The following is a 26,979-nucleotide window of genomic DNA, read 5'->3' as shown; positions in this document are numbered from 1 at the left end:
ACATCGAAAAGATGGCCCGCCTCAGCGATGAGCGGGCCATTTTTTCATCGCTTAAAGTAGCCGTCGGACAAGCATTTCAAAAACGCGACGATTGCGTCCTCCTCCTTGTCCGTGAGGTGTAAATTGCCGATCTGCATGGCGTCCGGGTCCATCGCGTTGCTGGGCGTCGTCGGCGCGCCTCGGGCTGCACTCAAACCCGTCGGGTTGATCAAGGTATTCGCGTCCAGGTACTCAGGCGGCGGGAATAGCGGCTTGCCCTTCAGCGCCGCGTAAGGGTCGGGCTTCGTATAGTCGATCAGTTCGCCTGGAACATCGGTCAGATTGCGGGCATTGTAAAAGTGCACCACATCTTTCAGGCTCTTAAAGTAGCCATTGTGCATGTAGCTCTTCACGAATCCCGCATTAGGCCGCTTGTCCACGTTGCGAAGCGTCGGAGCCTTAAACGTGCCGATCAATTGGAGCGGGTCGGGCCCGTGCGGCTTGCGCGGACTCCAACCGTAGTACGGGTAGATGAACCCCGCCAACCCCATATCGACGTAAGCATCACCACGGGCGTTGTATCCATCGGGGTTCTTCTTCTGGTCGCTCATCTTGAAGTACAGGCTCGCCTTGTTTCGTGGCACCCCTAAATTCGCATAGCAACTGTTCGTCCACAAGTCCGGCCCTGCACTCAAGTCAAAGCTCGCTCCATGACAATCCATACAGTGCGCCGACTTCTTGAACGGCAATCCGCCCGGGCGACCGGTCAACGTGCCCGTCGCTAACCGAAGCCCCAATAGCTCCTGAGGCGTCAACTCCGCCTTGCCCTCCAGGTACGCGTCGTACTTGGAGGTGAACGGCGACACCTCCGGCGATGCCTCGTAAGCAACGATCGCCTCCGAAATCTTTCCAAATACCTGCTCAACTGGAAGCGAAAAGACGTTGGCCCCGTACACCTTCTTAAAGGCACCCGCCAGTGGCCCCGTTTTGATCTTTTCGACCACCATCGCCGGTTGACCGACGCCGTGAATCTGATTGTTCATCTCGTTCGGATTGAACAGAGGGAATTGAACTTGCTCAAGCGAACTCTTCGCTCGGCCATCCCAAAACAGCCCGCCAACCCACGCTAACGCCGCCTTGTCGTAGTGGGGCAAGCCCGCCGCCAAAAACGGTGAATAGGCCAAGGAAGGGGGTCGTCGGTTGCCGTATCGCCCCACCACCACGCCAGGAACGGTGCCGTAAACCTTATTCACCTCCGAATCGGGATAGGTATAGCCTGCCGCCGGATCGTGGCAACTGATGCACGCCTGACCTGGCGGATTCGAAAGACCCTTGTCGCGGAAAAGCATGCGCCCAAGTTCCACAACCTCCTTGGAATATTTAGCCTTCGGCAATCGGACTACCGGCTCGTCGCTCCGAAAGGCCATCAACCACGGCACAAGGCAAACCAACAACAAGGAAATACGACCGACCACCATCGCTCTAGGTTCAAATTATGGCAAATGAATCCCTCCATTCGTGGCTCAGCAAATGAACCTCGCCAATAAACCAGGTTAAGATGCGCTCCGCACGTTCAGGGCGCTCCATTGCCAACCAAATGTGGCAAACTCAGGGCGCAGTAACTGAACTCGGTGCCATAGAAAGGGCTCTCGAATAGGCAGTGAAAGCATGTCCGAAAGATATGGCCGCCATGGAATTTGACAGTTGGAACTCCTCGTTCAAACCGGTCCGGCTTGCGAAATGGAGCCGCCCATATTCGCAGACCGGAATCTGGTAGTTGCTAGCAAAGCGTCGATCCGGGGAGCCATCCTTATTTGCCTTGGCCCAGGTGTGACCGACAACTTTCGAATCTGCCGGAATTCGTTCGGACTCGATGAAGTCAACGGCCCCTGAATGCAACATGACATCACGAAAGTCCAGCAAAGCGAAAGCTCCGTCTGCCCTGGGAATGAGAATGATTCCGGGATAAAGAAGCAGGTCGTCTCCGTTGGCATTCGAAAGCCTCATCGCCCTACCTTTGAACCTGATAATGTCGCTGTCATCGTACTCGAACCGCACCGGGCGTCTATCGACGGACCTCGTGGCGGTAGTCCTTTCCACTACTCGATTCGTGGCCCGGTCGGCAGTGACATCCCATATTGCTTGGCAATTTCGGCATGCCTCGTAAGCCCGAACCAGATCTCCGTATGCCCTTAGAGCCTGATTGCCTGTTTCAAATTGGATATCAATGTGTGTCGCTTCATTCCATGCGTTGAGCTCACCGATATGTCGACGTAATTCAGGAACAAGTTGGGAAAGTTCGGCAACCCTTTTCTTGAAAAGAAATCTAAGGAAACTGTCCTTCCACCGAAGCTCCCTCTCACGAGCCGCCAATTCCTTTTTTGTTGACAGCAAGTCTTCTCGAATCTCCTGACGCTGCCTCTTAGCATCCACGAGCATGTCTCTCAAGTCTTGCAATCCGTCCGAAGTTAGCCATTCCACTGCCGCACTCGAAATCTGATTCATTCCTTGCGAGGGGATGTAGGGAACGTTTTGAGGCGGCACGGGTAGGACCGGATTTCCTCGTCGAGCGGAATGGGGCGGAGACCAATACGGAGCCCCAACAGGCAAACTAGGAGCGCCTGGAGCAATCTTGGCGCTATAGGAGAGTCCGGTACCTGGTATTCCCACCGTCCCTCTTACACCACGAGGTCCCACATTAATGGTGGCTCCTCTCACTCCAAAACTAGTGCTGAATCCGCTCTTGCTAACATTGAGCCGAACCCCAGGAAACAGCTTAAATGACCGATGAAATCTTAAACCCATTTGACTTGGCTAGTGATTCATTATATGAAGACTGATTAAGTGTTGGCTAGAAGCTATCTCGAAAATCACTATAAGAGCGACCATGTCAAATACCCGACTGACCACGCTGCTTCCCAGGGAGGATTCATGTGGAGTCGGTGAGCGAGCATCGCGAAGCAAACTCCTTAGATTCCGCTGAAAGGAAGTGGAGCACAGCGACATCGGGACGGTGGGGAGGATTCATGGATAGTCAAAGCCCAGAGCCCATTGGGAGGGTGGGCATCTTGCCCACCCAAGCTAGAGGTGGCACTGGTAAAGACGTCTGCTTGTCCGCAAGCTGGGATTTACCAGTGGTAAGCCAAGAAAGCACCAATGCTGACTCGTCATCGAACGCCAAAACGATACGCAGCCATTTTTCCAATCCCCTTGCATACTCCCCAAACATCCGCTATACTGAACTAAATGGTTCAGTATAGTCAAACCCACTTCGATACCTCGTTTGGCGCGCTATCAGACGCCACCCGGCGCGGCATCCTGGAGCAACTCGGACGTGCCGACGCCTCGATCACGGCTCTTGCCGAAAAATTCCAAATGACCCTCACGGGCATGAAGAAGCACGTCGGCGTCCTGGAGCAAGCCGGGCTCGTCAGGACCGAGAAGATCGGCCGCGTCCGAACCTGCAGGCTCGGACAGCGCGGACTCGAAGAAGAGGCGGCGTGGATCGAGAGGTATCACCAACTCTGGGCCGCACGCTTTGATGAACTGGACCTTATAGTCGAAGAATTGAAACAGCAGGAGAACGCAAATGCACCTAAATAGCCAAAACAAGAACAACACGACCGTAGAGCGAATTTCTGAATGCGAAGTCGTTGTTAAACGCACCGTCAACGCACCCACCCGCCTCGTGTTCAAGGCGTGGACCACGCCCGAACTATTCCGGCGATGGTGGGTTCCAAAGTCGTACGGGCTGAACCTGGTCGCCTGCGACATGGATATCCGCGTCGGCGGCCAGTACCGCTTAGCATTCCTCCACGAGGGTTCGACGATGGAATTTTTCGGAACCTACGTCGAAGTGACACCGACCTCACGCCTAGTTTGGACCAACGATGAAGGCGACGCGGGCCAAACCATCACCACCGTGACCTTCGAAGAAATGGAAGACCAGACACTTCTGATCATTCACGATCGCTATCCGTCGCCCGAAGCGGTTGAAACCGGAGCGACCGGCGCAATGCCCGAGGTCCTCGACCAACTCGAAGAACTTCTCGCCACGATGGAGTCGGATTGATGCGGTGGTTAGCAGCGTTGCTAGCCATGATGCTTGTCATGACTGTTGCATCGGCCCAATCCAAACCCACGACCGGCTACGCGCCGGTCAATGGGCTCAAGATGTACTACGAGATTCACGGGAGTGGCCAACCCGTGGTGTTACTTCACGGCGCGTTCATGACCATCACCATCAACTGGGATGGCTGGATCGACGAGCTTTCCAAAACGCGAAAGGTCATCGCCGTTGAAATGCAAGGCCATGGCCGCACCGCCGACATCTCGCGAGAACCCTCGCCCGAAAACCTCGCCGACGATGTGGCCGCCCTACTCAAATATCTGAAGATTTCCCAAGCAGACCTGATCGGCTATAGCATGGGCGGAGAGGTGGCGTTGCAGTGCGCCATCCGCCATCCCGACCGCGTACGAAAGGCGGTGATCATTTCGTCCACCTTCCGCAGTGACGGCATGGTCGCGGGTTCGCGCGAGGCCATCGCGGGCCTCACGGCGGACGTCTTCAAAGGCTCGCCCATCGAGACCGAGTACAAGCGACTGAGCCCAACTCCCGACTACTTTCCGCAGTTCGTCCAGCGGATCGTCGCCTCGGCCTCCAAACCGTATGACTTCGGAGCTGACAAAATAAGGGCCACCAAAGCGCCGATGTTCTTCATCAATGGCGACGCGGACGGCATTCTGCTCTCGCACATCGCCGAGATGTTTCGACTCAAAGGCGGAGAAACCCACGGCGACATGGGACCGCGCACGTCATCGCGGCTGGCCATCTTGCCCGACACCACCCATGTCACGCTGATGCAGCGCGGATCCGTCATCATCCCCATGGTCAACGACTTTCTCGACGCCAAGCCGTAGCGTTCAAAGTCGCACTCCTAACCGGAAGTGCGACTTTGAAGCTTCTCGATGGCCTCAGCCGGAAGCGCGACCGGCCAAATGGTGAAGTCCTTGATTTCGCCGTCCAGTGTGCGCCGTTGTTGCCAAGGGTCGATCGGCATCACATTGACCCGACCGTTGTCGTCGCTGAGATGCGGGGTGCCCTCACCAATCTTCTGGCCGTCTTTATAGAGGCGAAGCATCGTTCCGTCGAACGTCGCCGTGAGCATCTGCCATCGATTCAGGTCGAGCCGGACGTTCGACGTAACGTCCTGGTTGGCGGCCCAAAACTCAAGGCCCCGCGGGAAGCTGGCGATGTATCGACCCGTTCCGCTCTGCCCGTCACGCGCGCGTCCAAATCCAGCCAGGACCGTTCTTGGTTCCGGTTGCTTGTCAACCTTGACCCAGAAATTGAGTGTCCAGGAATCCGTTCCCTTGCGGGGGACCGGAGCGTCGAAGGTTTGAGTCTTGGACTGCACCGGCTCCAGCAAGTCGAAAACCGGCTTCATTTCGGCACCCGCATTGAACTCGATGGTGGACGAATTTCCGACTCGGTCATGGACCTTGGTCGAAACCGTCACCCGAGCGTCATCGGCCAGGGCGCGATCGAGAGTCAAGAAGACCGATCGCGAATCGTCCGACAGTTTCGCCGCGACGATCTTCGCGCCCGAAATCTGATAGCTCGACACGCTCTCACCCTCGGACCGATTAATCGGTTCGCTGAACGCCATCGAAACAAATCCCAGGCTCCGAATGATGGTCCCGGTGACCAGCTTTGGCGGAACCGAATCTCGGGCCTCGACGCGCTTTTCGGCAACCGGCCCCGACGTTCCATTATCGTTGATTTGAGCAACCTTGATGGTCGTCGGTCGGCCCACAAAAATCGGTCCGGTGTATCGAAGCGACTTGGCCGTCGGCTTGGAGCCATCCGTCGTGTATCGAAGGTTGTCGCCTTTCCAATACAGCGGCGGAGTCAGGGTGACATCGACGCCTTCACTCGAAGCGCCCGACGGTACCACGATGCTCGGCATGCCTCCCGGCTTATGATCGTCCAGAGTATCGATCAACGGCATCGCGGGCGAGGTCTGATCTTCAGTTTGCTTGGCCACCGAGATGGCAAAGATGCGCAAATTGGGATCGACCGGAAGCCGAACACTGGTCACGCCCTTCGGAATATCGAATCCATGGTTGAAGAGGTAGGTGTACTGGTAGTAGCCGTTCCCTTCTCCCGCCAGGTGGCAGTGCGACGTGTACCACGCCAGTTCGGTTTGCTTCACATATCCTGGCGCAAGCCCGTCGAAAGGAAGCCTCCAACCATATGCGAGTTCCGGCTGTTCGCCCTTCCAAAGACGAGTGTCCCATTGGCCGATGTAGCCCGCCCAAGAAGGAACTTTGAAGTTCACCCGATGACTGCCGATGGTCATGGAAGTCTGGGTATCCGAGGTTCCCGCCGCCAACAGATAGAGCCTTTGGTATCCCTTGGGAATGCGGATGGTCTGCCCCGTGGCGCTCAAGGCGTTCTTGGCGCCGTCGGTGGTTGGGCCCAGCTTAAACTCAATGTTGTCGACCTTGAGCTGACTCGGAAACTCTTCGGCCGCCAACGTTCGTCCGTGGTGGTCGAAATCGCCGTCCTTGTCGTTTTGCGATGTGCTCACGACATCGAGATCGAACGGCAGAGCCACCGGGCTGGAACTGGGTTGCGGAAGCATGATCTTCGGCGTCGCCAATCGAACTCGGAACGAGGCTAAGCCGAATCCCTTCACATTGGCGATCAGCTTTCCGTTCCGCGTCTCCGCCGAGCCCAGAGGGCGCTCCTGGCCATCGACCGCCTCCGCGCCGACTACGGCGTTCGACATCGTCACCACGACGTTGCTCGCCGGGCGACCGGTCAGTTCCCGCAACCGCACAATGTAGCCGTCTCTATCTTCGGCCTGCTTAATCGCCTGGATTTCAACTTGATTGCTCGAAGTCGACGCCAAAGATTTCGATTTGCCCAACGATCCTTCGTGCTTGCTCGTGACAAATGCCCGAAGCGGTTGAGCGAGGCGAGCCGACTCCCAAGGCATATTGGCCTGTCGCCAATCGCCCGCGTGGGGAACGATTCCGTAAACGATCGAGTGGCGGCCAAAGTCCTGCACGCCCTGGTCCTCATAACCGCCTCGCGTTCCCGGCGTGTAGATCAGCGTGAGGCGGATCGTGTCGTCACTTGGCTTGTCCGATCCGTACTTGAACGGACTGAGAATTCCAACTCCGTGCTTGCCGTCCGGCGAGGTCACATCCATCCAGCCATGCACCGGAAGTTCGTACTTCTTCGGGTTATTGTTCTCCCGAACGATAGCCCCAACTTGCATTCCGAAGGTTGCCTTCGAATTGGGCGAGGTGAGGTGGAAAGCGGCCTTGAGCGCCGTTTCCCGCGTGCTCCAATCGATCAGGTTTTCCACTTCGACGTGGTCGCCAGCCTGTCCCGACGCAAGGCTGATGCGCTGGACGAACTTCGAGCCTCCTGTCTCTCGGGTGACCTCAATCGTGGATCGGACCGGGCCATGCTCAACGAGCTTCATCGTCACCGGACCCGATAAGTGAGCATACGGCGGCTTGTTTTGGTCGTCCCAATCCATATTCCAGGCGGGCCACTCGGCCGGATTCTCATGCTGGAAGTCCAACTGAGACGGCGACTTGAACGCTTCGTGCTTTGCTCGCTTGTCGTAGATCGACGCGATGTCTCCCGCCGCATTGAGCGTAACTCGGAAATATCCATTCTCAAGGGTGCTCTTCGTCGCCCGAACCGAATCAAATCGCGATGATTGACCGTGCCGCGCGTCATAAACCTCAAACCCGTTGGCGGGCACGTTGGCCAAGAAAAGAATGTGACTCGTTTGACCGTCAGTTGACTTCACCTGGGTCGGAACCGCGCGTCCATCGGGACCGTAAACCGTGATCGATCCCGTCAGCGGCACTTCGGCCTCCACCACGTCCTGGCGAGCGATTGAGAGCGGGTTCTGAACGACTAGCGCCGTTCCCTTGGCCGAGGTGTTCAATCGCGAGGCCACCGCGCCGACCGCAGTCGTCACCGTCGATGCGAAAGAATTCTGAGCGATGTTCTCGTCGTTCTGAGCATATTCGTACGCTTTGGGAAGACAGGTTCCGGGAAGCATATCGTGCATTTGCGAACCAAGAGTCAGGTCCCACGCCTTGTTGAGCTTGGCCATCGGGTAGGGAGTCTGCGCCCACAGCGAGGCGGCAACCGAAGCCCGCTCGGCGACATCCGCCAGCAACTCGTTTTTGCGGTTCCAGCGCTTCATTTCGCTGTGCGACGACATCGAACCCGCGCTGTGCTGGGTGAGAAGAAGCTCGCCCTGGTACCTCGGAAGTTTGGCAATCTGCTCGGGAGTGAGCGTCTTGAACATCACGTCCGCTCCCGCCTGAATGACCTTGATGGGCCCGTCGCTGGTGACGCTCTTTTCGCCGTTAGCCACCGAACTTTCGGCGGGCGCGCCGCCCCGGTCACCCGTTCCGTAGTATCGATAGTCCACCGGAATCGGGTCCTCCGAGAGCCGCTTGATCCACTCGGGATCGTTGCTGAGATCGTCAGTCACGCGGCTGCCGTAGCTGGTTGGATTCAGAGCCGAAACGACGCCGCTTCCATCTGGCCCGACCCAAACACCGACGTTAAACGGAATGCCAACCGTTGAGCCCCAAGTCAACTTTTGAGTCGAGAACCCCTTGATCCCCGCGTGGCTGAGAAGCGTCGGCAACGAATAGGGAAAGCCGAAGCTATCGGGACGCATGAATTCGTCGCTAGTGACTCCGAACTCCTTTTTGTAGTATTCGTTCCCGTACAAAACGTTGCGAATGACCGACTCGCCCGAAATTATGTTCACTTCCGTCTCGTCGACGCTCGCTGGAGCCGGGAACCATCGCCCCGCCTTGACGGCGGCGACGACTTTCTTGTACTCCTCGGGGAAGTACTCCTTCATCATTTCGAACCGTCGCGACCCGCCAAAGTTGAAGGTGTAGTGCGGGTATTTATCGAACAGCTTGAAGTTGTCCTCCATCGTGTTCCAAAGGTATTCGCGAATCACCTGAGGGTAGCTCCACCGCCATTGCGTGTCCAAGTGGGCATACGGCACGACGTAAAGCGTCGGCTTCTGTTGCGCCATCACGAAGGCGCTGAAAGTGATTGCAAGCGCGGAAGAAAGGAATCGGAACTTCATCTTGTGGGGCCCAAACCGCGAAGGTTCAATGGTTACTATACTTGTGACCGAGGAAAGGACGGAGGTACTCCAAGGCTTAATAATGTCCAAAATAATGTTCACATCCAGAGAGCCGCTTTACGGGTGGGTGAACTTGAGATTTACCAGTGTCTGGGAGGGTGGGCATCACGAAGTTCCCGCCGAAGGGAAATATGCGAAGCAAATCGGGACTGCCCAACAGCACGTCTAAGCGCCCAATAGAGATCACAGGGGTTCAGCCACTATGGAGTGCTCAAGCCGTGTCGCTACCCACGCCACATCGCGGTGCGGCAATTTGCCTACATAGCTGAAGACCGCAGAGTACAGTAAGGGGGCTCGAACCCCTGACCTCTTGTCCCGCCTAGCGGGACGCTCTCCAATGAGCTCCTTAATCCGGTCAGCCGATTTCCACGACTTAATCTCCAACTCTCGGCACTGCGAGAGCCTTTGTGTCAAAACTTTCGGTGTACTTCAGGACCCACGGGACTCCAGGATTTGTCGCTTTAGATCGCCCTTCGTTATGCCTTATCAGTCGGTCTTCAAAATCAGCGGAATGACCCATATAGAATCTCTGACGAGATTCGCTCCAAAGGATGTAAACGAAGAACATCAGAACTTTGGTGGAGGTAAGGGGGCTTCCCGATTCGCTTCGCTCATTTCCCTCGCAAGCTCGGCGGGATAAACTTCTCGCCCCAAAACTCCACAAATGAAAGAGGCTCCCGTAAGGAGCCGTAAACTTTGGTGGAGGTAAGGGGGCTCGAACCCCTGACCTCTTGCATGCCATGCAAGCGCTCTCCCAGCTGAGCTATACCCCCGAGGTCAAGACCTATATTTAACCCGAATTCCTGTGTCCTCCGCAACTGCCCATATGCCAAAATCTGGATTCCCATGCTCTCCTGTGTTGCATTCGCCGCTGCATGCTTCATCCAAGCCCCCGACTACACCGCCGACCTCAAAGAGTTCATCGAGGACATCCGCCTCGCCGGTGCCTACACCCACCAAGACAAAATCGACTTCGACGCTCTCCAAAAAGCCTACGAGCCGACTTTCCGAGACGCGAAAACCAAAACCGACGTCCTGCGCGCCCTCGAAGACCTCATCGGCGAGCTTCACGATTTCCATGCTGGCCTAGGCTCCAACGACGACCATTCGCCCCGCCTCGTGCCCACCGGCGCCGACATCTACGCCGCCTGGCATGGCGATAACGCCATCATCGAGGAGGTCCGCCCGAACTCCATCGCCCAGAAAGCCGGAGTCAAAAACGGCGACGTCATCCTCCAAATCAACGGTAAAACTGCCAAAGCCGCCTCCGAAGAGTGGCTTCACGTCCGCAAAACCGACCCACGCGCCGCCGAATACGGCCTCAACGCCGCCCTCGCCGGACGATGGGATTCGCCCCGAAAACTCACCGTCAAGCGAAGCGGCAAAACTTTCGAACTCAGCTTCGCGACTGCCGCCCAGCCCTCGTTCGACAAAGCCCTCGACGTCGAAAACCTTCCTGGCGGAATCCTCTACCTCCGCCCCGAAAACAGCCTCGGCCAATATAGCCTCGTCACCGAATTCGACCATCACCGCGCCGATATTCTCAAAGCCAAACGGATCGTCATCGACCTCCGCAACACTCCTAGCGGCGGCGATTCCTCCGTCGCCCGCGCCATCCTCGGCCACTTCGTCCGCTCCCGCCGGGCCTTCCAGCGCCACACCTTCTACGAGATTGACACCAACACGATCCACGACTGGGTCGAGTACGCCAACCCGCGCTACAGCCAAACTCCAAAGGCCAAGGTCGCCATCCTCGTTGACCACTGGACCGGAAGCATGGGCGAAGGCATCGCGATCGGCTTCGACGCTACCAGGGCCGGAACCGTCATCGGCACCCACATGGCCGGACTCCGCGGCGCAATTTCCGGCTTCGAGCTACCCGTTTCCAAGCTCCGCGTCCAATTTCCTACCGAGAAAATCTATCACGTCGACGGCACGCCGCGTGAGTTCTGGAAGCCCAAAATCCTCGTCCAGCCAAAAGCGGGCGACCCCTGGATGGACGCCGCCAGGCGATTCTTCCGAGGCTAGCGCAGGGTAACCCGTTCTGCTTCAAGACGGCTCTCCGCCTCAAGCAGGCACATCGCCGCGTTATGGCCGGGTATTCCGCTCACTGCGCCGCCTCGCAACGCCGACGACCCGGCTCGATAAACACGAGGAAACTCGGTCTCAACACCCCAGGTCCCTGTGTCCTCCGCCCGGTCGGCAAACGGCCACGAAAGCGAGTTGTGGAAGATGTTCCCGAGATCAAGATCGACCTCCATCTCAAGGTCCTGCGGCGTCTTGATCTCGATGCACGGACGCCCGTCCGCATCAAATGCCAGGCAGTCCGCAAACGGCTCCGCGCAGATTCGGTCCAGCCCCTCCAGATAAAGCTCCAGCACCCGCCGCTTCCGCGCGTCGTGGTCCTCTTCGAACAGCCGATAAGGCATGTCGAGCCCGAACAGCGTCAGCGTGTGGTACCCCTCACGCCGCAACTCATCGCTCAAAATCGATGGGTCCGTCAGCGTATGGCAATACATTTCGCCCGGAGCCGGGTTTGGCACCACGCCCGTCGCCGCCGTCGCAAACGACTGCCGCATCTGCTCGTATCCTTCGTCGATGTGGAACGATCCGGCAAACGCCTCTTCCGACGACACTCCCGCCGCTCGAACCTTCGGCAAGCGCCGCAAAAGCATGTTGATCTTCACCACCGATCCCTCGTCCGTCGCCGTTGGCTCCCAAGCCAACCCAAAGAGCCGAGCGAACGTCTTAGGACCCGCGTTCACCAGCACAGAGCGAGCATCGACCGCAAAATCAGCCCCCTCGTGATCGAACCGAACTTCATGGACTTCAGAGCCGAGCGAAACACCTTGAACACAAGTCGAACTCATAAACTCGACACCCGCCGACCGACAAGCATCCAAAAGCGAATTCACCAGCGACCGCATCCCGCCTACCGGCACGCGCCATTCGCCGTTCCCACCGCCGATCACGTGGTACAAAAAGCATCGATTCTGAATCAGGGATGGGTCGTCGGGATGGGTAAACACGCCGATCTTGCCGTCCGTCATCACCAGGCCGCGCAACGCGTCATGCTGGGCATATCGCTCGATCACGCCGCCCAAAGGTTCCTCCACAAACGACCGCCAAGCCTCCTTCTCCAAAGGCGACTCCATCGCCGCCTCAAACTCGTTCCGCGCGCGCAAAGGCTCCAGCAGGGTCGGCCAAACTCGCCCAGCTAAAGCCGTCTCCAGCGCCATCAGCCGCTCGTAATCAGCCCACGCCTGATCGCCGCCTGTCATCTCCCTCATCGACTCCCGCGACCGCACCTCATCGACGTTCGAAAGCACCAGCCCCTTTGAATTGCTATCGTACGGCGTAAAGGAAGCCGTTGTTCGCCGCTCCGTCCGAAAGGTCAGTCCCAAGTCGTTGACGATCTTCTGCGGAAAGAGAGACACCAGGTAGGAATAGCGCGAAAGGTACGCCTCGTAATCGGGAAAGACCTTCTGCGAAGCCGTCGCCCCGCCCAAAGTCGAATTCCGCTCCAAAACCAAAACCGACTTCCCGGCCCGCGCTAAATACGCCGCCGCGACCAAGCCGTTGTGCCCGCTACCGACCACGACAACGTCGTAGGAGGACTTCAAGTCGGCGGGCTTCACACCTTTAGTGTAACGTAACTGGCTCCCCTCCAGAGCCGGTCGAAGTACTGGGGATGTTTGTTCTCAGCACAAACCTGCGACATCAAAAGTCCATATGGAGCCCTGAAGGGGCGTTCTAATTTAGCCCGGTCCGCAGAGCCGCAAAGTGGCTCGAAGGGCTGGATTATGAACCGGACCTTGAAGAGTCCAAGGAGTCCCGAAAGTCGGGACGACCCGGGCGAAGCCCAGCCGTTGGCCCGTTCGAAGGAAGGCGACTCTCGCCACCATCTCATCTATGTTTGCGAAAGCGAAGCCTAAAACAACCCCGAAATCTTCCCGTCATCGTCGATGTCGATCGCGAACGCCGTCGGCGTCTTCCCCAACCCCGGCATCAACATCACCTCGCCACAAACCGCCACGACAAACCCCGCCCCCGCCGAAAGCCGAAGCTCTCGCACGTGCAACGTAAACCCGTCCGGCGCGTTCAAAAGCGACGGATCGTCGCTCAGGCTGTACTGTGTCTTCGCCACGCACACTGGCAAATTCCCAAAGCCGTTCGCCTCAAGCCACTTGAGGTTCTTGCGCGCCTTATCCGACATCTCCACATCCTGCCCGCCGTACGCCCGCTGAACGATCTTCAACAGCTTCGTCTCCAGTGCATCCTCCCGCGCATAAAGCTGGGTCGTCGGCACCGTCCGTTCCGCCACTTCGCAAACCAATTTCGCCAGCTCGGCGCAACCCGGACCTCCGGCTCCCCAGGGGTTGCACGAAACCGCCTTCACGCCAAACTCAGCACAAAGCCGGATCAACTCGGCGTGCTCGTCGTCCGTATCCTCTGCCCGACGGTTCACCGCCGCCACGATCTCGGGCCCATAGTTCCGCAGATGCTCCGCATGCCTCCGTAGGTTCCCAACCCCGAACGTCAAATCGCCGTTGCCCTGATGTTTCAGCGACGCAATCGTCGCCACCAACACGATCGCATCGGGCCCTCGCCCCAGGCGCGGACATAGGATATTGAGAAACTTTTCCGCTCCCAAATCCGCACCAAAACCCGCTTCCGTCACCGTATAGTCGGCCAACCCAAGCGAGCATTGCGTGCCCAAAATCGACGAACACCCGTGCGCGATATTCCCAAACGGACCACCATGAACAAACGCCAAGCCGCCCTCCATCGTCTGCACCACATTCGGCCGGATCGCCGTCGCCAACAGCGCAGCCATCGCCCCATGCGCCCGCAGGTCGCGCGCATACACCGGCTCACGCCGCAGGTTATGTCCCACCACAATCGCACCCAACCGCTCCTTCAGGTCGGTCAGCGAGGTCGACAAACACAAAATCGCCATGATCTCGCTCGCCGGGGTGATCACAAAGCCGTCCTCCCGCGTAGGACCATTGCTCCGTCCCCCAAGCCCAACGACGATCTGCCGCAACGCCCGGTCGTTCATGTCCAGGGTCCGCGGCCACAGGTCCCCCCTTGTGTCGATCCCAAGCTCGTTTCCATGGTTCAGATGCGAGTCCAGAAGCGCGCTCAGCAGGTTATGCGCCGCCGTAATTGCGGGGAAATCGCCGGTGAAAAAGAGGTTGATGTCCTCCATCGGCAAAACCTGGCTGTATCCGCCCCCGCAAGCTCCACCCTTGATCCCAAAAATCGGTCCCAAAGCTGGCTCGCGAATCGCCGGAATCGCTCGCTTACCGATCGAGCAAAGCCCCTGTGCTAGCCCAACCGTCACCGTCGTCTTGCCCACGCCCGACGGCGTCGGGCTCATCGCCGTCACCAAGATCAGCTTCCCCGTCTGCTTCGAGGTGAGACGCTGAACCGCGTCCAGCGTTAGCTTCCCTTTATATCGGCCGAGGGCTTCAAAGTCGTCGTCACCGAGTCCAAAATCGGCGGCAACGGAGGTGATGGGCCGCAATGTAGCGGCTTGAGCAATATCCAGGTTGGTCATGGCGAGCCAAATCCTATTCTGACGCCTTCGCTATGTCCACTTTCCCGTTCAAATGTCCACTCAGTACTTTTGACGACATCCTCATCGCCGTATAATGGGGGCGTTCAGCGTCGAAATGAAGCTCACGCTCTCCCTGTTTTCTCTTGCGCTTGCAATTGCGGGTGTCGCTTGGCCCATCAGCCAAAAAACGGCCAAGGTCGAACCCGTCAACTTCGATAAGGATGTTCGCCCCATCCTCAGCGAGCATTGCTTCCGCTGCCACGGACCCGATGTCGAAGCCGCCGCGTCCGGCCTCCGCCTCGATTCCTTCGAGGGAGCGACCAAGAAGGCAGTGGTCCCCGGCCAACCGGATCATTCGCTATTGATCGAGCGCGTCTCGGCCAAAGATCCCGACGACCGAATGCCACCGTCCGATTCTGGCGTCAAACCCCTAACCCCAGCCCAGATCGAGACCCTCAAAACCTGGATTTCCCAAGGCGCAAAATACGAAAAGCATTGGTCGTACGTCCCGCCCACCATGCCGACAATTCCTCCGGTCAGCGACCCCAAATGGGTCAAGAATCCGGTCGATCGGTTCGTCATGGCCAAGCTCGACGCCGCCGGTCTCAAGCCTGAACCCGAAGCCGACCGCGACACGCTCGCCCTCCGCGCCGCCCAAACCCTCACCGGTCTTCCGCCCGATCCCGCATTGCTGGAAGCCTTCAAAAAGGACAAGTCCCCCGACGCCTACGAGCGCTTTGTCGATAAGCTCCTCGCCACTCCCGAATACGGCGAGCACCAAGCCCGCTACTGGCTCGATGCCGTTCGCTATGGCGACACCCACGGCCTCCAACTCGACAACGAGCGCGCCGTCTACCCCTACCGCGACTGGGTCATCCAAGCCTTCAACAAGGACCTGCCGTTCGACAAATTCGTCCGCTGGCAGATCGCGGGCGACCTGCTTCCCAACCCCACCACCGAACAACTCGTCGCCACCGGCTACGTCCGCATGAACCTAACCTCGAACGAAGGTGGCGCCATCCCCGAGGAGTTCCTTGCCCGCAACACCTTTGACCGCGTGGACACGACCTCCACCGTCATGCTGGGCCTCACCGTCGGTTGCGCCAAGTGCCACGATCACAAGTACGACCCCATCAAGCAGAAGGACTATTACGGCCTCTACGCCTACTTCGATAGCACCCAGGACGAGCCGCTCGATGGCAACATCTCGCTCCCACCGCCCTACGTTCGCGCCTCCTCGCCCGAGCAGGAAGCCAAGATCGCCGCGATGGGCAAGGATCTAGCCGACATACGAACCAAGGTCGATGCCGCCCAAGCCGCCGATTGGTTCGATCAGCACGTCGAGCCGATTCCCGCCACGAAGGATTGGATGATCAGTCCGGTTTACACCGCCGCCAACTTCGACGAAGCCTTCGACAAGGCTTTTCCCGGTGAGCCCGGCCAACCCGCCGCCACCTGGAAGCCGTTCGCCTTCGAGCTTGGCAAAGACTTTCCCGGCATCATCGGCAAGGACAATTCCTCGGTCTACGTCAAGGGCACCGTAACCTTCCCCAAGGCGATGACCGTCACCTTCAACGTCGCCAGCGACGACGCCATCCGCATGTGGCTGAACGGTAAGCTGATCCACTCCCACAAGATCGGGCGTGGCCTCAATCAGGGCGTCGATGTGGTCCGCGCCGACTTCCGCGCGGGTGATAACGAACTGATCGCCAAGGTCATCAACGGCGTCTCCTTCGACGGGCTCAACATCCGCTTCGGCAAGGTCAAAGGCGACCGAAGCGATATGGCTGTCGCCGCCTATCGCAAGACCCCAACCGACCCCAAAGCCATCGACGAGATGCGCGACGTGTTCTTGACTGAGGGCCCCGAATCCAAGCTTTCGCAAGACTATCGAAAGCTCCAAAAGGACAAGAAGGACTTCGAAGACGCCATCCCGATGACCCTTATCGCTAAGGAAATGGCTCAGCCCCGCCCCACTTTTGTCCTAAAGCGCGGCGAATACAACCAAAAGGGCGACCAAGTCCAACGCCACATTCCCGCCGCCCTCGGCACCCTTCCCGTCGGTCAACCCAACAACCGACTCGGCTTCGCCAACTGGCTCACCGATGCTCAAAATCCCCTCGTGGCCCGCGTCTTTGCCAACCGCATTTGGCAACAGCACTTCGGCGTCGGCATCGTCAAAACTCCCGAGGACTTCGGCAGTCAGGGCGAATGGCCCGTCGATCAACCCCTCCTCGACTACCTCGCCGTCAGCTTTGCCAAGCACGGCTGGAGCGTGAAGGCCCTCAATCGCCTCATCGTCACCTCGGCCGCCTTCCGCCAGTCGTCCAAAATCACCAAGGACAAGCTCGCGAAAGATCCCGAAAATCGGCTCGTCTCGCGCGGACCCCGTTTCCGCCTTGATGCCGAAGTCATCCGTGATAAGGCCCTCTACGCAGGCGGACTCCTCGTCGAAAAGATTGGTGGTCACGGCTTCAAACCTTACCAACCCGACGGCCTTTGGGAAAGCAGTTCGGACCCGGCCAGCGCAACCCACATCTACGTCCGCGACCACGGCACCGACATCTATCGGCGAAGCCTCTACATGTTCTGGAAGCGCACCAGTCCACCGCCCGTCATGGTGACCTTCGACGCCCCGCTTCGCGATAGTTGCATCGTCCGCCGAAGCACCACCAACACTCCCCTCCAGGCTCTCGCCATGATGAACGAGCCCGCGTTCCTGGAAGCCAGCCGAACCCTCGCCGCGCGAGTCCTGAAGGCCCCCGGCACTGACGAAGACCGTCTCAAAAAGCTCTACAGCCTAACCCTGGAACGCCAGCCCAAACCCGCCGAAGTCCAACTCATGACCCAATCGCTCGCCCGCCTCCGCAGCATCTACAAAGGCGACGATGTCGCCGCGAAGAAGCTGTTACAGGTCGGCGATTCGCCTCAATCCAACATCGCCCCGCCCACCGAGCAAGCCGTCTGGATGATCCTCTGCTCGGGCGTCATGAACACCGACGAATTCCTCTCCCAACACTAGCCATGAACCCAATCGAAGAAGCCAACCTGATGATGACCCGCCGGCAGTTGTTCGGGCGGGCCACGCTCGGCATTGGGACCGCCGCGCTCGGTCGCCTCCTGGCCGTCGGCGGAATCGGGAGCCTTCTCGAATTGGCGAGCGCGGCTGACGGCCAGCATGGCCTCCCCGGCTTCCCCAACTTCGCCCCTAAAGCCAAGCGCGTCATCTACCTCTTCATGAGTGGTGGCCCCAGCCAGCTCGACCTCTGGGACTACAAGCCAAAGCTCAACGACCATTTCAACCAAGACCTGCCCGACGAGGTCCGCCGCGGCCAACGCATCACCACCATGACGAGCGGCCAGGCGCGATTCCCCATCGCGCCGTCCAAGTACAAATTCTCTCAGCACGACAACGGCAGCGACGGCCTTTGGGTCAGCGAACTTCTCCCTCACACCGCTTCGGTCGTCAATGAGCTTTGCGTCGTCAAATCCATGTGGACCGAGGCCATCAACCACGACCCGGCCACGACCTTCATCCAGACCGGAAGCACTCTTCCCGGACGCCCGAGCATGGGCGCGTGGGTCAGCTACGGCCTCGGCAGTATGAACGAGAACCTGCCGACCTACATCGTTCTTCATAGCAAGGTCTCTAGCGGCAAGCCCAACCAGCCCGTCTACCCCCGTCTCTGGGGCACCGGCTTCCTGCCCAGCGAATACCAAGGCGTCAGCTTGCGCTCAAACGGCGATCCGGTTCTCTACCTGAACGATCCAGACGGCATGAGCCGCGAAGCCCGCCGCGCGATGCTCGATCAGGTTGCCGCCCTCAACCACCAATCGCTCTCGGACTTCGGTGATCCCGAAATCGCCGCTCGCATTGCCCAATACGAACTCGCCTACAAGCTCCAGTCCAGTGTGCCGGACCTCACGGACCTCAGCAAAGAATCGGCCGAAACCTTCGAGCTGTACGGTAAAGACGCCCACGAGCCCGGAACCTTCGCCGCCAACTGCCTCCTCGCCCGCCGCATGGTTGAGCGCGGCGTGCGATTCATCCAAATCTTCCACCGGGGTTGGGACCTCCACACCGACCTTGGCATCGACATGCCGAGCCAAGCTAAAGACATCGATCAGGCGTGCGCCGCTCTCATCAAAGACCTCAAACGGACCGGCCTCCTGGACGAAACGCTGGTCGTGTGGGGCGGCGAGTTCGGCCGCACCGTCTACTCCCAGGGCCCGCTCTCCCACGAAAACTACGGCCGCGACCACCACCCCCGCGCCTTCACCATGTGGATGGCGGGTGGCGGCGTCAAACCCGGCATGGTCTACGGTCAAACAGACGACTACGGATACAACATCGTCGACAAAGACGGCAAAGTCATCGACCCGAGCATTGACGACTTCACCCCTGGCGCCGTCCACGTCCACGACCTCCAAGCCACGATCCTCAACCAACTTGGAATCGACCACACGAAACTAACGTTCCGCTACCAAGGCCGCGATTTCCGCCTTACCGACGTCCACGGCCACGTCGTCAAAGACCTTCTGAAATAAGGGGCCCTCGACAACCCCAATTCCCTCTCCCATTTCTTGAATTGAGGGTCCACAGTTGAAACTGCCACAAAGGCAGTTACAGTGTGGAGAGGGTGTCTCCTGACCTATGTCAGGAGACGGGTGAGGGCCAATCCACTAACCGTTAGCAAAAAGCGAGAAACTTACGCGCCCTGTGCCGCGATCATCCAGTGATGCTTCTCAAGCGTCTCCACGATGCCGTGAAGGATGTCCGCCGTCACCGTATCCACGTCCTCGATGCTCTCCATCCGCGACCGAATCAGACCCGAAAGTTCCTGAAGCTGATGCCCTGCCAAAAGCAGAACTTCGCGATCCTTCGTAAAACCTTCCGGCACGTCCGAAAGCTCCGTGTTCTCAAGGGTCGCTTTCAATGTCCCAACCGGACTGTGGCCGCACGCCGTCAAGCGCTCCGCCACCGTATCGATGGCTCCCAAAATGTCGGCGTGAATCTCGTCGAGGTGAAGATGAATCGGCCGGAAATTTGGTCCGATCACGTTCCAATGAAGCTGTTTCACCGTCAGGCTGAAAGCGATCAGGTCGGTGAGGATCGGCTGAAGCACCCGCTGGTTCGTTTCTCGTTGCGGTCCCGTCACGACGGCGAAGGAATGTTCGATAAGACTTTCGATTTTGTTTGCCATTTTCTCCTCCAACTAATTGCGTTTTACTCCTCTTCCCACGATTGCGCTAAGGGGACCGTTGCATTTCATAGACGTTACTTTCGTTGCAACCCAAAAGGCCCAAAAGCGTTAACATTGGTTAACGATGAGCGACTTTACCGAGAACATTCTCTCTCGTCTCGTAACCAAGGCATTCGCTCCTCGGCCCGTCATCCGAGCCGAAAATCCATTCCTCGTGATCGAGTCTGGCTGGCGCACTGCACTCCTCACTCTTGGCGGTCGCAAGCGCCGGGTCACCATCGACCCAAACAACCGCATTGTGCGCATCCAGGACCGAACGTTTTGGTTCGTCCGCAATAACCAAGTGATCACCTTCGATCGGGTTCAGGAAGTCGTCTACACCTACCGCGACATCATGGGGAGCAATTGGTTCTCGCATACCGAAGAGGACCTCTTCCGCGTCGGCCTGTGGTTACGCGATGGCAAAGAAGTCATCCTCTTCCGCTTTTACGGGCAGGGCGACTTTGTCAACAATTCCATCTGGCCCGACTGGATGAAGTGGGACGAAATCATTCCCGGCGAGATCGTTCGCCACAATATGGAATCCGAATCCCAAGTCCTGGCCGGCGCCCTCGGACACATGATCGGCGTCCCCGTCGGCGACGGCCCAGGTCTCTGAAGCATCCACGAAGAGCTAAGAGGCTAATTTTTGGCGCGAGGAAACCAAACCTTTCCCCTCCAAAGATTGGAGGGGTGGCGCAGCGACGGGGTGGATGACTTGTTCTTTGGACCGCGAAGCCTTCGCGAGATGAAAGTGAGGATTGCCATCCTCAAACCTAAAACCCTAGTGTCCCCCGCCCGCCGGAGCACCGCCCGACGCCTTTGGCTTCCTCAGCAAGAAGATCGCCGGAGTCGCCACCACAAACGCCGCCAAAATCAGCATCCAAGAGTCGTTGAACGCCAGCATCGCCGATTGCTTGTTGACCGTTCCATTCAAGATCGCCACACCCGCCTGGTGCGCCCTTTCGGCATCAACGCCTCGCGCCATCACGCCGTGCGTCACCATGTCGATTCGATTCTGAACCGCCAGATTATCCGGCTGAAGGTGGTCCACCAGCGAAGCCCGGTGGAACGCCGTCCTCGTCGTCACAAACGTTCCCAAATACGCGATGCCGAAGGACCCGCCAAGCTGCCGCGCCAGATTAATCAAGCCCGACGCCTGCTGCGCTTCCCGAGGATCGATATTCGCATACGCGACGCTATTAATCGGCGCAAACAAGAACCCAAGCGCAAATCCGCGGATCAAGAGTGGGTACTTCACATCCTCAAATCCCGACATCACCGACAGATGCGCCAGGTCCCACATCGAAAAGATGAAGAGTCCAACCCCCAGCATGATGATGTACCTCGGGTCGATCTTCGTGCGGGAAAGCAGCTGGCCAACGATCATCGACGAAGTCGCCGTCGCAATGCCACCGGGCAGAAGAGCTAAGCCCGTCTCAGTCGGGTTAAAGCCCAAGATGCCCTGCGAAAAGAGGGGAAAAATAAAAACGCCCCCGTACAGGCCGAAGCCCATCGACACAAACAGCAGGATCGCCGCCGTCAAATCCCGATTCTTCAGCACCCGAAACTCAATGACCGGTTGCTTGTTGCGCGGCGAGAACTGCCACCACAAAAGCACGATCAAACAGATCGCCGAAAGCACCGCCAGCCGGACAATCATGTCGTCCTGAAACCAATCGTGCTGATTGCCTTCCTCGAGAACATACTGCAACGACCCGAGCCCAACCGCGAGCAGACTGATGCCTAGCCAGTCCGGTTGCCGACTGCCGTTCCGCATCCCCGGCGGGTCCTGAAGGAAGTTCGAAACCAGGAAAAACGACGCGATGCCGATGGGTACGTTGATGAAAAAGCACCAATTCCAGGTGTAGTTTTCCGTAATCCAACCGCCCAGCGTAGGCCCAAGCGTCGGAGCCACAATGATGCCGAGCAGGAAGATGGTCTGCACCATCGGCTGCTGTTGTTTGGGAAAAATCTGGCGAATCGTCGCCTGAGCCGTCGAAAGCAACGCCGCGCCGCCGATGCCCTGGCAGATGCGCCACAGCACTAGTTCGACCAGCGAATGGCTGACACCGCACAAAAACGACGAAATGATGAAGATCAGAATCGAAGCCGAAAGGTAGTTTCGCCGCCCAAAGACGCCCGTCAAGTACGCCGTCATCGGCAAAACGATGACGTTTGAAAGGATGTAGCCCGTCGAAACCCATGCCACTTCGGTTGTGGTGGCGCTGAGGTTCCCCGCCATCGTCGGCAAAGCGACGTTGACGATAGTGGTGTCCAAAATCTCCATGACCGCCGCCGTCATCAGGCCGATGAGAATCAGCCAGCGGTACTTATGATTGATGTCGAGACTCGGAATAGCGGTCGAAAAGGTTGCAGAACTAGCCAAAGGGAACTCTTCGCGGTTGGGGTGCCAAGTAACTACTACGAAGTATTCCCCAAAAATACTCTCTGCGTATAGTATTTTTCAAAAAACAAGCAAGGGATGGAAGGTCAGCCCCACTCCCTCTCCAAATTGTCCGAAGGAAATTTGGACGGTCCATATTGCAACTGCCACAAAGGCAGTTGCAATATGGATGGGTGTCTCCTGACTTGTGTCAGGTGACGGGAGGGGAAAATCCACCAAAAGCCCCGAAAATCATTCGATCAAATGAACTACCAGAGGTGCCAAGACCCGGTCGACATCACATAAATCCCCAACGCCAAATTCGTCACCGCATGGGTCACAAAACACGCAAAGATGCTCTTCGTTCGCCCCACCAAAATCGTCAACGCCACTGCGAAAATGAACGCAGAAATCCACTCGGGATGCGATCCAGCAAAGATCAAGCAGGCGATCAGCGCCCCTGCCTCGTTGTGGGTCCCAATCGGCAAAGACGAGAACTTGGAATTGCTGGCGTACCGCAGGAAGAACGACCGCCAGAAAAGCTCCTCCATGAAAGGAACCACGAGCACCAGGCCCAAGAACCTCACGGCAATAAACGCCGTCCGAAGCCCGGCATCGGGAATCTTCTCAAACGGATTATAAGCCGACCGATCTCCCATGTGCGGGTAGTTCAGATACTTCTCGATTCCAACCCAAACCGCGAACAAAATCAATCCCAGAACGACGGATTTCACCACGAGCTTTGGGTCGTATTGGATGTCGCGCCACGTCGGTTTCGCCCAAATCAGCGCGCCAACAACCACGATGATCTTTGCAAAATAGATCCAAACGTAGTACTCGGGAGCCTTCCCCTCGGCAAACGTGATCGCCAGAAAAAGCGCAATCGGCAGCACATACGGCAGCCAGTCCTTATTGGGCGCGCGATTTCCTTCCAAGGCACCATTCTAGCACGGAACCTTCAGGTTAAATACATCGGAAAACTACCGGGCCGAACCGCTTTCTGGCTTCGGAAACCACTCCAGAAGCCGCGCCAACACGAGCTCGTGACCCTGCCGATTTGGATGATTGACCTGGGCCATCAGCGACACAAGCGGCTTCCCGCCCGCCACTGCCAAGCGGAACGCCTCAAAACTGTCGACCAGTCCGACATCCTCTTGCTTTGCCAACTCCCGAATCATCACCGCCCGCTGGACCAGCGGATCGTTCGGGTCGTCCATCTTCGCCGATTGATCGGCTGTCGGCGTCATCAAGATCACCTTGATGTTCTGTGCCTTTGCTTGCCGAACCATCGACTGCCACGCATTCCGCACCGCCACTGGGTCCAATCCTCGGTCATTCAATCCATAGTCGATCGTCACCACATCGGGATGTCGCTCCAGCACGTCGTGGGCAAACCGCTTCTCACCCGAAATCGAATTTTCACCCCCGATCGCCGTCACAGTCACATTGATCACCGCGTGCGGAAACCGCTCGAACAAAGCCAACCGAAGCAGATTCGGATACGCGTCCGCCGCCCGAATCTCCGGCGTCTTCGCATACCCCGCAGGCACGCTGTGCCCGTGGCACACAATCTCCACCATCCGATTGTTCGGCCAATCCTTCGTCATCCGCTGAACCACGTCCGACAAATAGGTCTTGGGCGAAGCCTGCGGCGAGACAAACCCAAGCGAAAGAGCGACAAGCAAGGCAGATGTCATCTTGCCGCCAGCGTACCACCGCCACCACCTCGGTAGAATCCAACCGAATGAGCCAGCCAATCCCGCTCGCCTATACGTTCGGAAACCACATGCACTGGGTCGATATGCAGTGGCTGTGGGGTTACGACGTCCTGCCCGGCTCAACCGACGACATGCTCGCCTACTGCCAAAAGGCTGGCGTCAAAGGCAACGTCAACTTCGACGGCATCGGATACGAAAAAATGGCCTCCGAATGCCCCGAGCAGTTGGCCGCCCTCCGCGAGGCGATCAAGCAGGGCATCATCGAGGTCGTCGGCGCAAGTTACGGTCAGCCCTACGGACTCTTTCACGGCGGCGAATCCAACGTCCGTCAGCGCATCTACGGCGTCCGAACCGCCATCCGCGTACTCGGAACCCGGCCCCGCACCTTCTGGGAAGAAGAGTTCGACTTCTACCCCCAACTCCCCCAAATGCTGGCCGGATGCGGCTACACCGGCGCGTCCCTCTACTTCCAATGGACCTGGCACACACCCGAAGTGCCGTTCGAAGACGTGCCCGTCGTCGCCTGGCAGGGCATCGATGGAACCCAAATCCCGACTGCAACCCGAAACCGGCTCAACCTTCACCAGTGGCCCGAAGACTTCCGTATCCTGCTCGACGACCTCGCCGCCAATCCGCCGACCACCGACGACATCCCGCCCCTCGTCCTCCAGTGGCTCGAACTCATGCCCACCCAAGATTGGATGTGCCGTTCCGAACTCATGCTCCCGATGCTCGCCGAACTCAAAGCCGATCCGAGGTTCCGGGTAGAAGCCCTCACCCTCGGCGAGTACCTCGCTAAATGGACAGGCCGCGACCTCCCCGTTCGACCCTACAAACTCGACGATGTTTGGCACGGGATGACGCTCGGCAAGAACAGCGATCATCACCCCAGCGAGTCGGCCGAATGGGAACAAATCATTTGCCAAGAAGAGTCAGCCGCCGCAATCCTCAGCCTCTTCGGCCGCCCATACGATCCTTGGGATGTCTACCCAACCTGGGAGCTTGAAGAATTGTGGCGGACTCTACTCGCCTACCAGCACCACGATAATCACGAGTGCGAAGGCTTGTGCGGACATGTTGCCGAGTTTGAAGCAAGCAAGATCGGATACCTCGCCGCCCGAAATAGCTCTACGGAAAGGCTTGCAAAACGCGTTCTACGCGACCGTGATGACCAGATGCTGTTCAATTCCAACAGCTTCGAGGCCATCGTCAATCACCGGGTCGCCCCGTCGTTCGGTTACCGAGTCGTCCCAGAGCGACTAAGTGAAGATCAGAAATGGAAGCTCGAGGGCTCCATTGCCACCTTCGAATTCGCCGAAATGCGAGTGAGATTCGATACCGACACGCTGACCATTCTCGAATTCACCAACGCTAACGGCACCATCGAAAACCTTCAGCTTTCCTTTGCGTTTGGGTTCGAAGGAAACACGATCATCGCCGGCACCAAGGCGAAGCGACCGAATGCAGTGCATGTGGATGGCGGTGAATTAGAGTTACTCACCGGCGAGTTTGACGTCGCCAATCTGACGATTACGGCGGGAATCGAGACGGGCGAGCTGAACATTGGCTTCACCATCGAAACCGAAATGGGCTACAAGCAGGCGATCGACCCCGGCTACGGCGGCGCAGTTCGAGTCCTGTTCCCCCTGGGTCAAAACGCTGTCATTCGAAGCGACAGCCCATTCGCCGTCCACGAAGTCGGCACCGGTTCGTCCGGGAAAAGAAAGTATCCAGAGGGCGACTGGATGACCAGCAAGCAATGGTTTGAATCCGTCGAGGGAGCCTTCACGGCTCAATCCTTTGTAGATATCGCTTATCCCCAAGGTTCTAACCTTCTCATCACCCACAGCGGGAGCCAGCAATGGTTCCGTTGTGAGGACCACATAGAAAATGTCGTCATGTCCCTCGATCCGTGGGACGGCAAAAAGCAGAAGTGGTCAGGCGGTGGGGGCTATCGTCTCTACGTTCATGATGGCCTCAGCAACGCAGACTGCGTACGCCAATCGCGCCAAAACCACCGAGCGAGTTACGCTTCAACGTGGCTTTCTCACCAGGAACGGGAGCTACCCGAAAAGGGCCAACCCGAAATGCCGGATGACTTTTCCGCTGTCACCATCCACACGCCGGGCGTCCTCGCCACCGCCTTCTATCGTGAGCAAGAGTCTTTCTGCAAGCACGGCCTGAATAGCTACGGCGGCGAGGGTATGGGCCACCCCTTCGTCCTCCGCCTCGTCGAATACGACGGCGTTGAGTGCACCGCCGAAGTCACCCTCCCCGGCCCCATCGCCAAAGCCTACAAAACCAACCTCCTGGGCGAGATCGAAGAAGAGGTTTACTTCGGTTGCGACCACGCCGAAATCCTCACATCCGAACCCCAAAAACTCGCTCCGTTCAGCATCAAAGCCGTGCGACTCAAAGCCAAGATGAAACCGCACGAAATCGCAACGTTCTACCTCGACATCATCCCCGGACGAAAACAATTCCGCGACCTCGACGCCAAGCGCGAAGTCTGGGCCACCATCCACCGAACAAAAGAATCCTGAAGCCGAAAGCCTTCGAAAACGAGGCTATCCCTTGGCACAAAGGATGGTCCGAGCGGCCGCGATGACACACCAATTGCCGACTGCCGCCCCCAACTCCCACTCTACCGCACACTGTGTTCTGCGCTCTTGCAAAGCTAGCACCCTGCACCCAATGCCGACTACCATGCAGGAACGATCCCGGAGGGATCGCAGAGCTTAGATGCTGTCTTGTCAAGTGAGCCTTGCCTGTTTCATGAATATCTCTTGGCTGTAGTCTTCGTCGTTCGTTAGGATTGCCCAGACGACGTGTGCGAGTTTCCTTGCGCATGCGACGATGACGGTCTTTTTGGATTTGT

The 26,979-nt window shown here is 58.0% G+C and carries 18 protein-coding genes and 1 tRNA gene; 8 read left to right on the top strand and 11 right to left on the bottom strand.

Annotated elements, in window-relative coordinates:
• Window positions 1-44 precede the first annotated feature (44 nt).
• Both GC165_20125 and GC165_20120 read right to left on the bottom strand, forming a co-directional pair.
• Entirely contained in the window at window positions 45-1,457 is a 1,413-nt protein-coding gene (locus tag GC165_20125; GenBank protein MBI1335178.1) for a hypothetical protein, read from the bottom strand.
• Between the two features lie 130 nt (window positions 1,458-1,587).
• Window positions 1,588-2,784 (bottom strand): DUF4236 domain-containing protein, encoded by a 1,197-nt coding sequence (locus tag GC165_20120; protein MBI1335177.1) that lies wholly within the window; start codon window positions 2,782-2,784, stop codon window positions 1,588-1,590.
• Window positions 2,785-3,225: 441 nt separating this feature from the next.
• Here GC165_20120 and GC165_20115 point away from each other — a divergent pair, with 441 nt between their 5' ends.
• From GC165_20115 to GC165_20105, 3 genes are read left to right on the top strand one after another with little or no spacing between them, the layout of a single operon-like run.
• Complete coding sequence (locus GC165_20115) at window positions 3,226-3,582, top strand: helix-turn-helix domain-containing protein (protein MBI1335176.1); 357 nt, start codon at window positions 3,226-3,228, stop codon at window positions 3,580-3,582.
• Complete coding sequence (locus GC165_20110) at window positions 3,569-4,051, top strand: ATPase (protein ID MBI1335175.1); 483 nt, start codon at window positions 3,569-3,571, stop codon at window positions 4,049-4,051. Before GC165_20115 ends, GC165_20110 begins: the two co-directional genes overlap by 14 nt.
• The gene (locus GC165_20105) at window positions 4,051-4,899 is read left to right on the top strand and encodes an alpha/beta fold hydrolase (GenBank protein ID MBI1335174.1); all 849 of its coding nucleotides are present in this window, start codon (window positions 4,051-4,053) and stop codon (window positions 4,897-4,899) included. Before GC165_20110 ends, GC165_20105 begins: the two co-directional genes overlap by 1 nt.
• Window positions 4,900-4,916: 17 nt before the next feature.
• Here the strand turns inward: GC165_20105 and GC165_20100 are convergent, their stop codons facing one another.
• From GC165_20100 to GC165_20090, 3 genes are all read right to left on the bottom strand, one after another.
• Entirely contained in the window at window positions 4,917-9,131 is a 4,215-nt protein-coding gene (locus GC165_20100) for an alpha-mannosidase (GenBank protein ID MBI1335173.1), read from the bottom strand.
• A gap of 433 nt (window positions 9,132-9,564) precedes the next feature.
• The gene (locus GC165_20095) at window positions 9,565-9,933 is read right to left on the bottom strand and encodes a hypothetical protein (protein MBI1335172.1); all 369 of its coding nucleotides are present in this window, start codon (window positions 9,931-9,933) and stop codon (window positions 9,565-9,567) included.
• Window positions 9,889-9,964 (bottom strand) — tRNA-Ala (locus GC165_20090). Before GC165_20090 ends, GC165_20095 begins: the two co-directional genes overlap by 45 nt.
• Before the next feature lie 73 nt (window positions 9,965-10,037).
• Here GC165_20090 and GC165_20085 point away from each other — a divergent pair.
• Window positions 10,038-11,219, top strand: coding sequence for a hypothetical protein (locus tag GC165_20085; protein MBI1335171.1), 1,182 nt, complete (start codon window positions 10,038-10,040; stop codon window positions 11,217-11,219).
• On the opposite strand, the gene GC165_20080 is transcribed toward GC165_20085, so the two are convergent.
• Both GC165_20080 and GC165_20075 read right to left on the bottom strand, forming a co-directional pair.
• On the bottom strand, window positions 11,216-12,814 hold the full coding sequence (locus tag GC165_20080; GenBank protein MBI1335170.1) for an FAD-dependent oxidoreductase: 1,599 nt from the start codon (window positions 12,812-12,814) through the stop codon (window positions 11,216-11,218). The two genes, GC165_20085 and GC165_20080, sit on opposite strands and share 4 nt — an antisense overlap.
• Before the next feature lie 308 nt (window positions 12,815-13,122).
• Entirely contained in the window at window positions 13,123-14,754 is a 1,632-nt protein-coding gene (locus GC165_20075; protein ID MBI1335169.1) for a formate--tetrahydrofolate ligase, read from the bottom strand.
• A 94-nt stretch (window positions 14,755-14,848) separates the two neighbouring features.
• On the opposite strand from GC165_20075, the gene GC165_20070 reads away from it, so the two are divergent.
• Window positions 14,849-17,776, top strand: coding sequence for a DUF1553 domain-containing protein (locus tag GC165_20070; GenBank protein ID MBI1335168.1), 2,928 nt, complete (start codon window positions 14,849-14,851; stop codon window positions 17,774-17,776).
• A 2-nt stretch (window positions 17,777-17,778) separates the two neighbouring features.
• Window positions 17,779-19,302 carry a DUF1501 domain-containing protein gene (locus GC165_20065; GenBank protein ID MBI1335167.1) on the top strand — a complete coding sequence of 508 codons (1,524 nt, stop codon included), beginning with the start codon at window positions 17,779-17,781 and terminating at the stop codon, window positions 19,300-19,302.
• 161 nt (window positions 19,303-19,463) lie between these two features.
• On the opposite strand, the gene GC165_20060 is transcribed toward GC165_20065, so the two are convergent.
• Window positions 19,464-19,958 carry a DNA starvation/stationary phase protection protein gene (locus GC165_20060; GenBank protein ID MBI1335166.1) on the bottom strand — a complete coding sequence of 165 codons (495 nt, stop codon included), beginning with the start codon at window positions 19,956-19,958 and terminating at the stop codon, window positions 19,464-19,466.
• 124 nt (window positions 19,959-20,082) lie between these two features.
• On the opposite strand from GC165_20060, the gene GC165_20055 reads away from it, so the two are divergent.
• Window positions 20,083-20,616 carry a hypothetical protein gene (locus GC165_20055; GenBank protein MBI1335165.1) on the top strand — a complete coding sequence of 178 codons (534 nt, stop codon included), beginning with the start codon at window positions 20,083-20,085 and terminating at the stop codon, window positions 20,614-20,616.
• Window positions 20,617-20,781: 165 nt separating this feature from the next.
• Here the strand turns inward: GC165_20055 and GC165_20050 are convergent, their stop codons facing one another.
• The 3 genes from GC165_20050 to GC165_20040 all read right to left on the bottom strand — a co-directional run bounded on the left by GC165_20050 (window position 20,782) and on the right by GC165_20040 (window position 24,080).
• Window positions 20,782-22,386 carry a DHA2 family efflux MFS transporter permease subunit gene (locus GC165_20050; GenBank protein ID MBI1335164.1) on the bottom strand — a complete coding sequence of 535 codons (1,605 nt, stop codon included), beginning with the start codon at window positions 22,384-22,386 and terminating at the stop codon, window positions 20,782-20,784.
• A 266-nt stretch (window positions 22,387-22,652) separates the two neighbouring features.
• Complete coding sequence (locus GC165_20045; GenBank protein MBI1335163.1) at window positions 22,653-23,318, bottom strand: CAAX prenyl protease-related protein; 666 nt, start codon at window positions 23,316-23,318, stop codon at window positions 22,653-22,655.
• A gap of 45 nt (window positions 23,319-23,363) precedes the next feature.
• Complete coding sequence (locus GC165_20040; protein ID MBI1335162.1) at window positions 23,364-24,080, bottom strand: SGNH/GDSL hydrolase family protein; 717 nt, start codon at window positions 24,078-24,080, stop codon at window positions 23,364-23,366.
• Between GC165_20040 and GC165_20035 the strand changes: the two genes are divergently transcribed.
• The gene (locus GC165_20035; protein ID MBI1335161.1) at window positions 24,074-26,644 is read left to right on the top strand and encodes a hypothetical protein; all 2,571 of its coding nucleotides are present in this window, start codon (window positions 24,074-24,076) and stop codon (window positions 26,642-26,644) included. The genes GC165_20040 and GC165_20035 overlap by 7 nt on opposite strands.
• Window positions 26,645-26,979 lie beyond the last annotated feature (335 nt).

The organism is Armatimonadota bacterium, assembly GCA_016125185.1.
Taxonomy (GTDB): Bacteria; Armatimonadota; Fimbriimonadia; order Fimbriimonadales; family Fimbriimonadaceae; genus Fimbriimonas.
The sequence above is the reverse complement of the archived record's forward strand: the minus strand, read 5'-3'. Positions and strand labels throughout refer to the sequence as shown.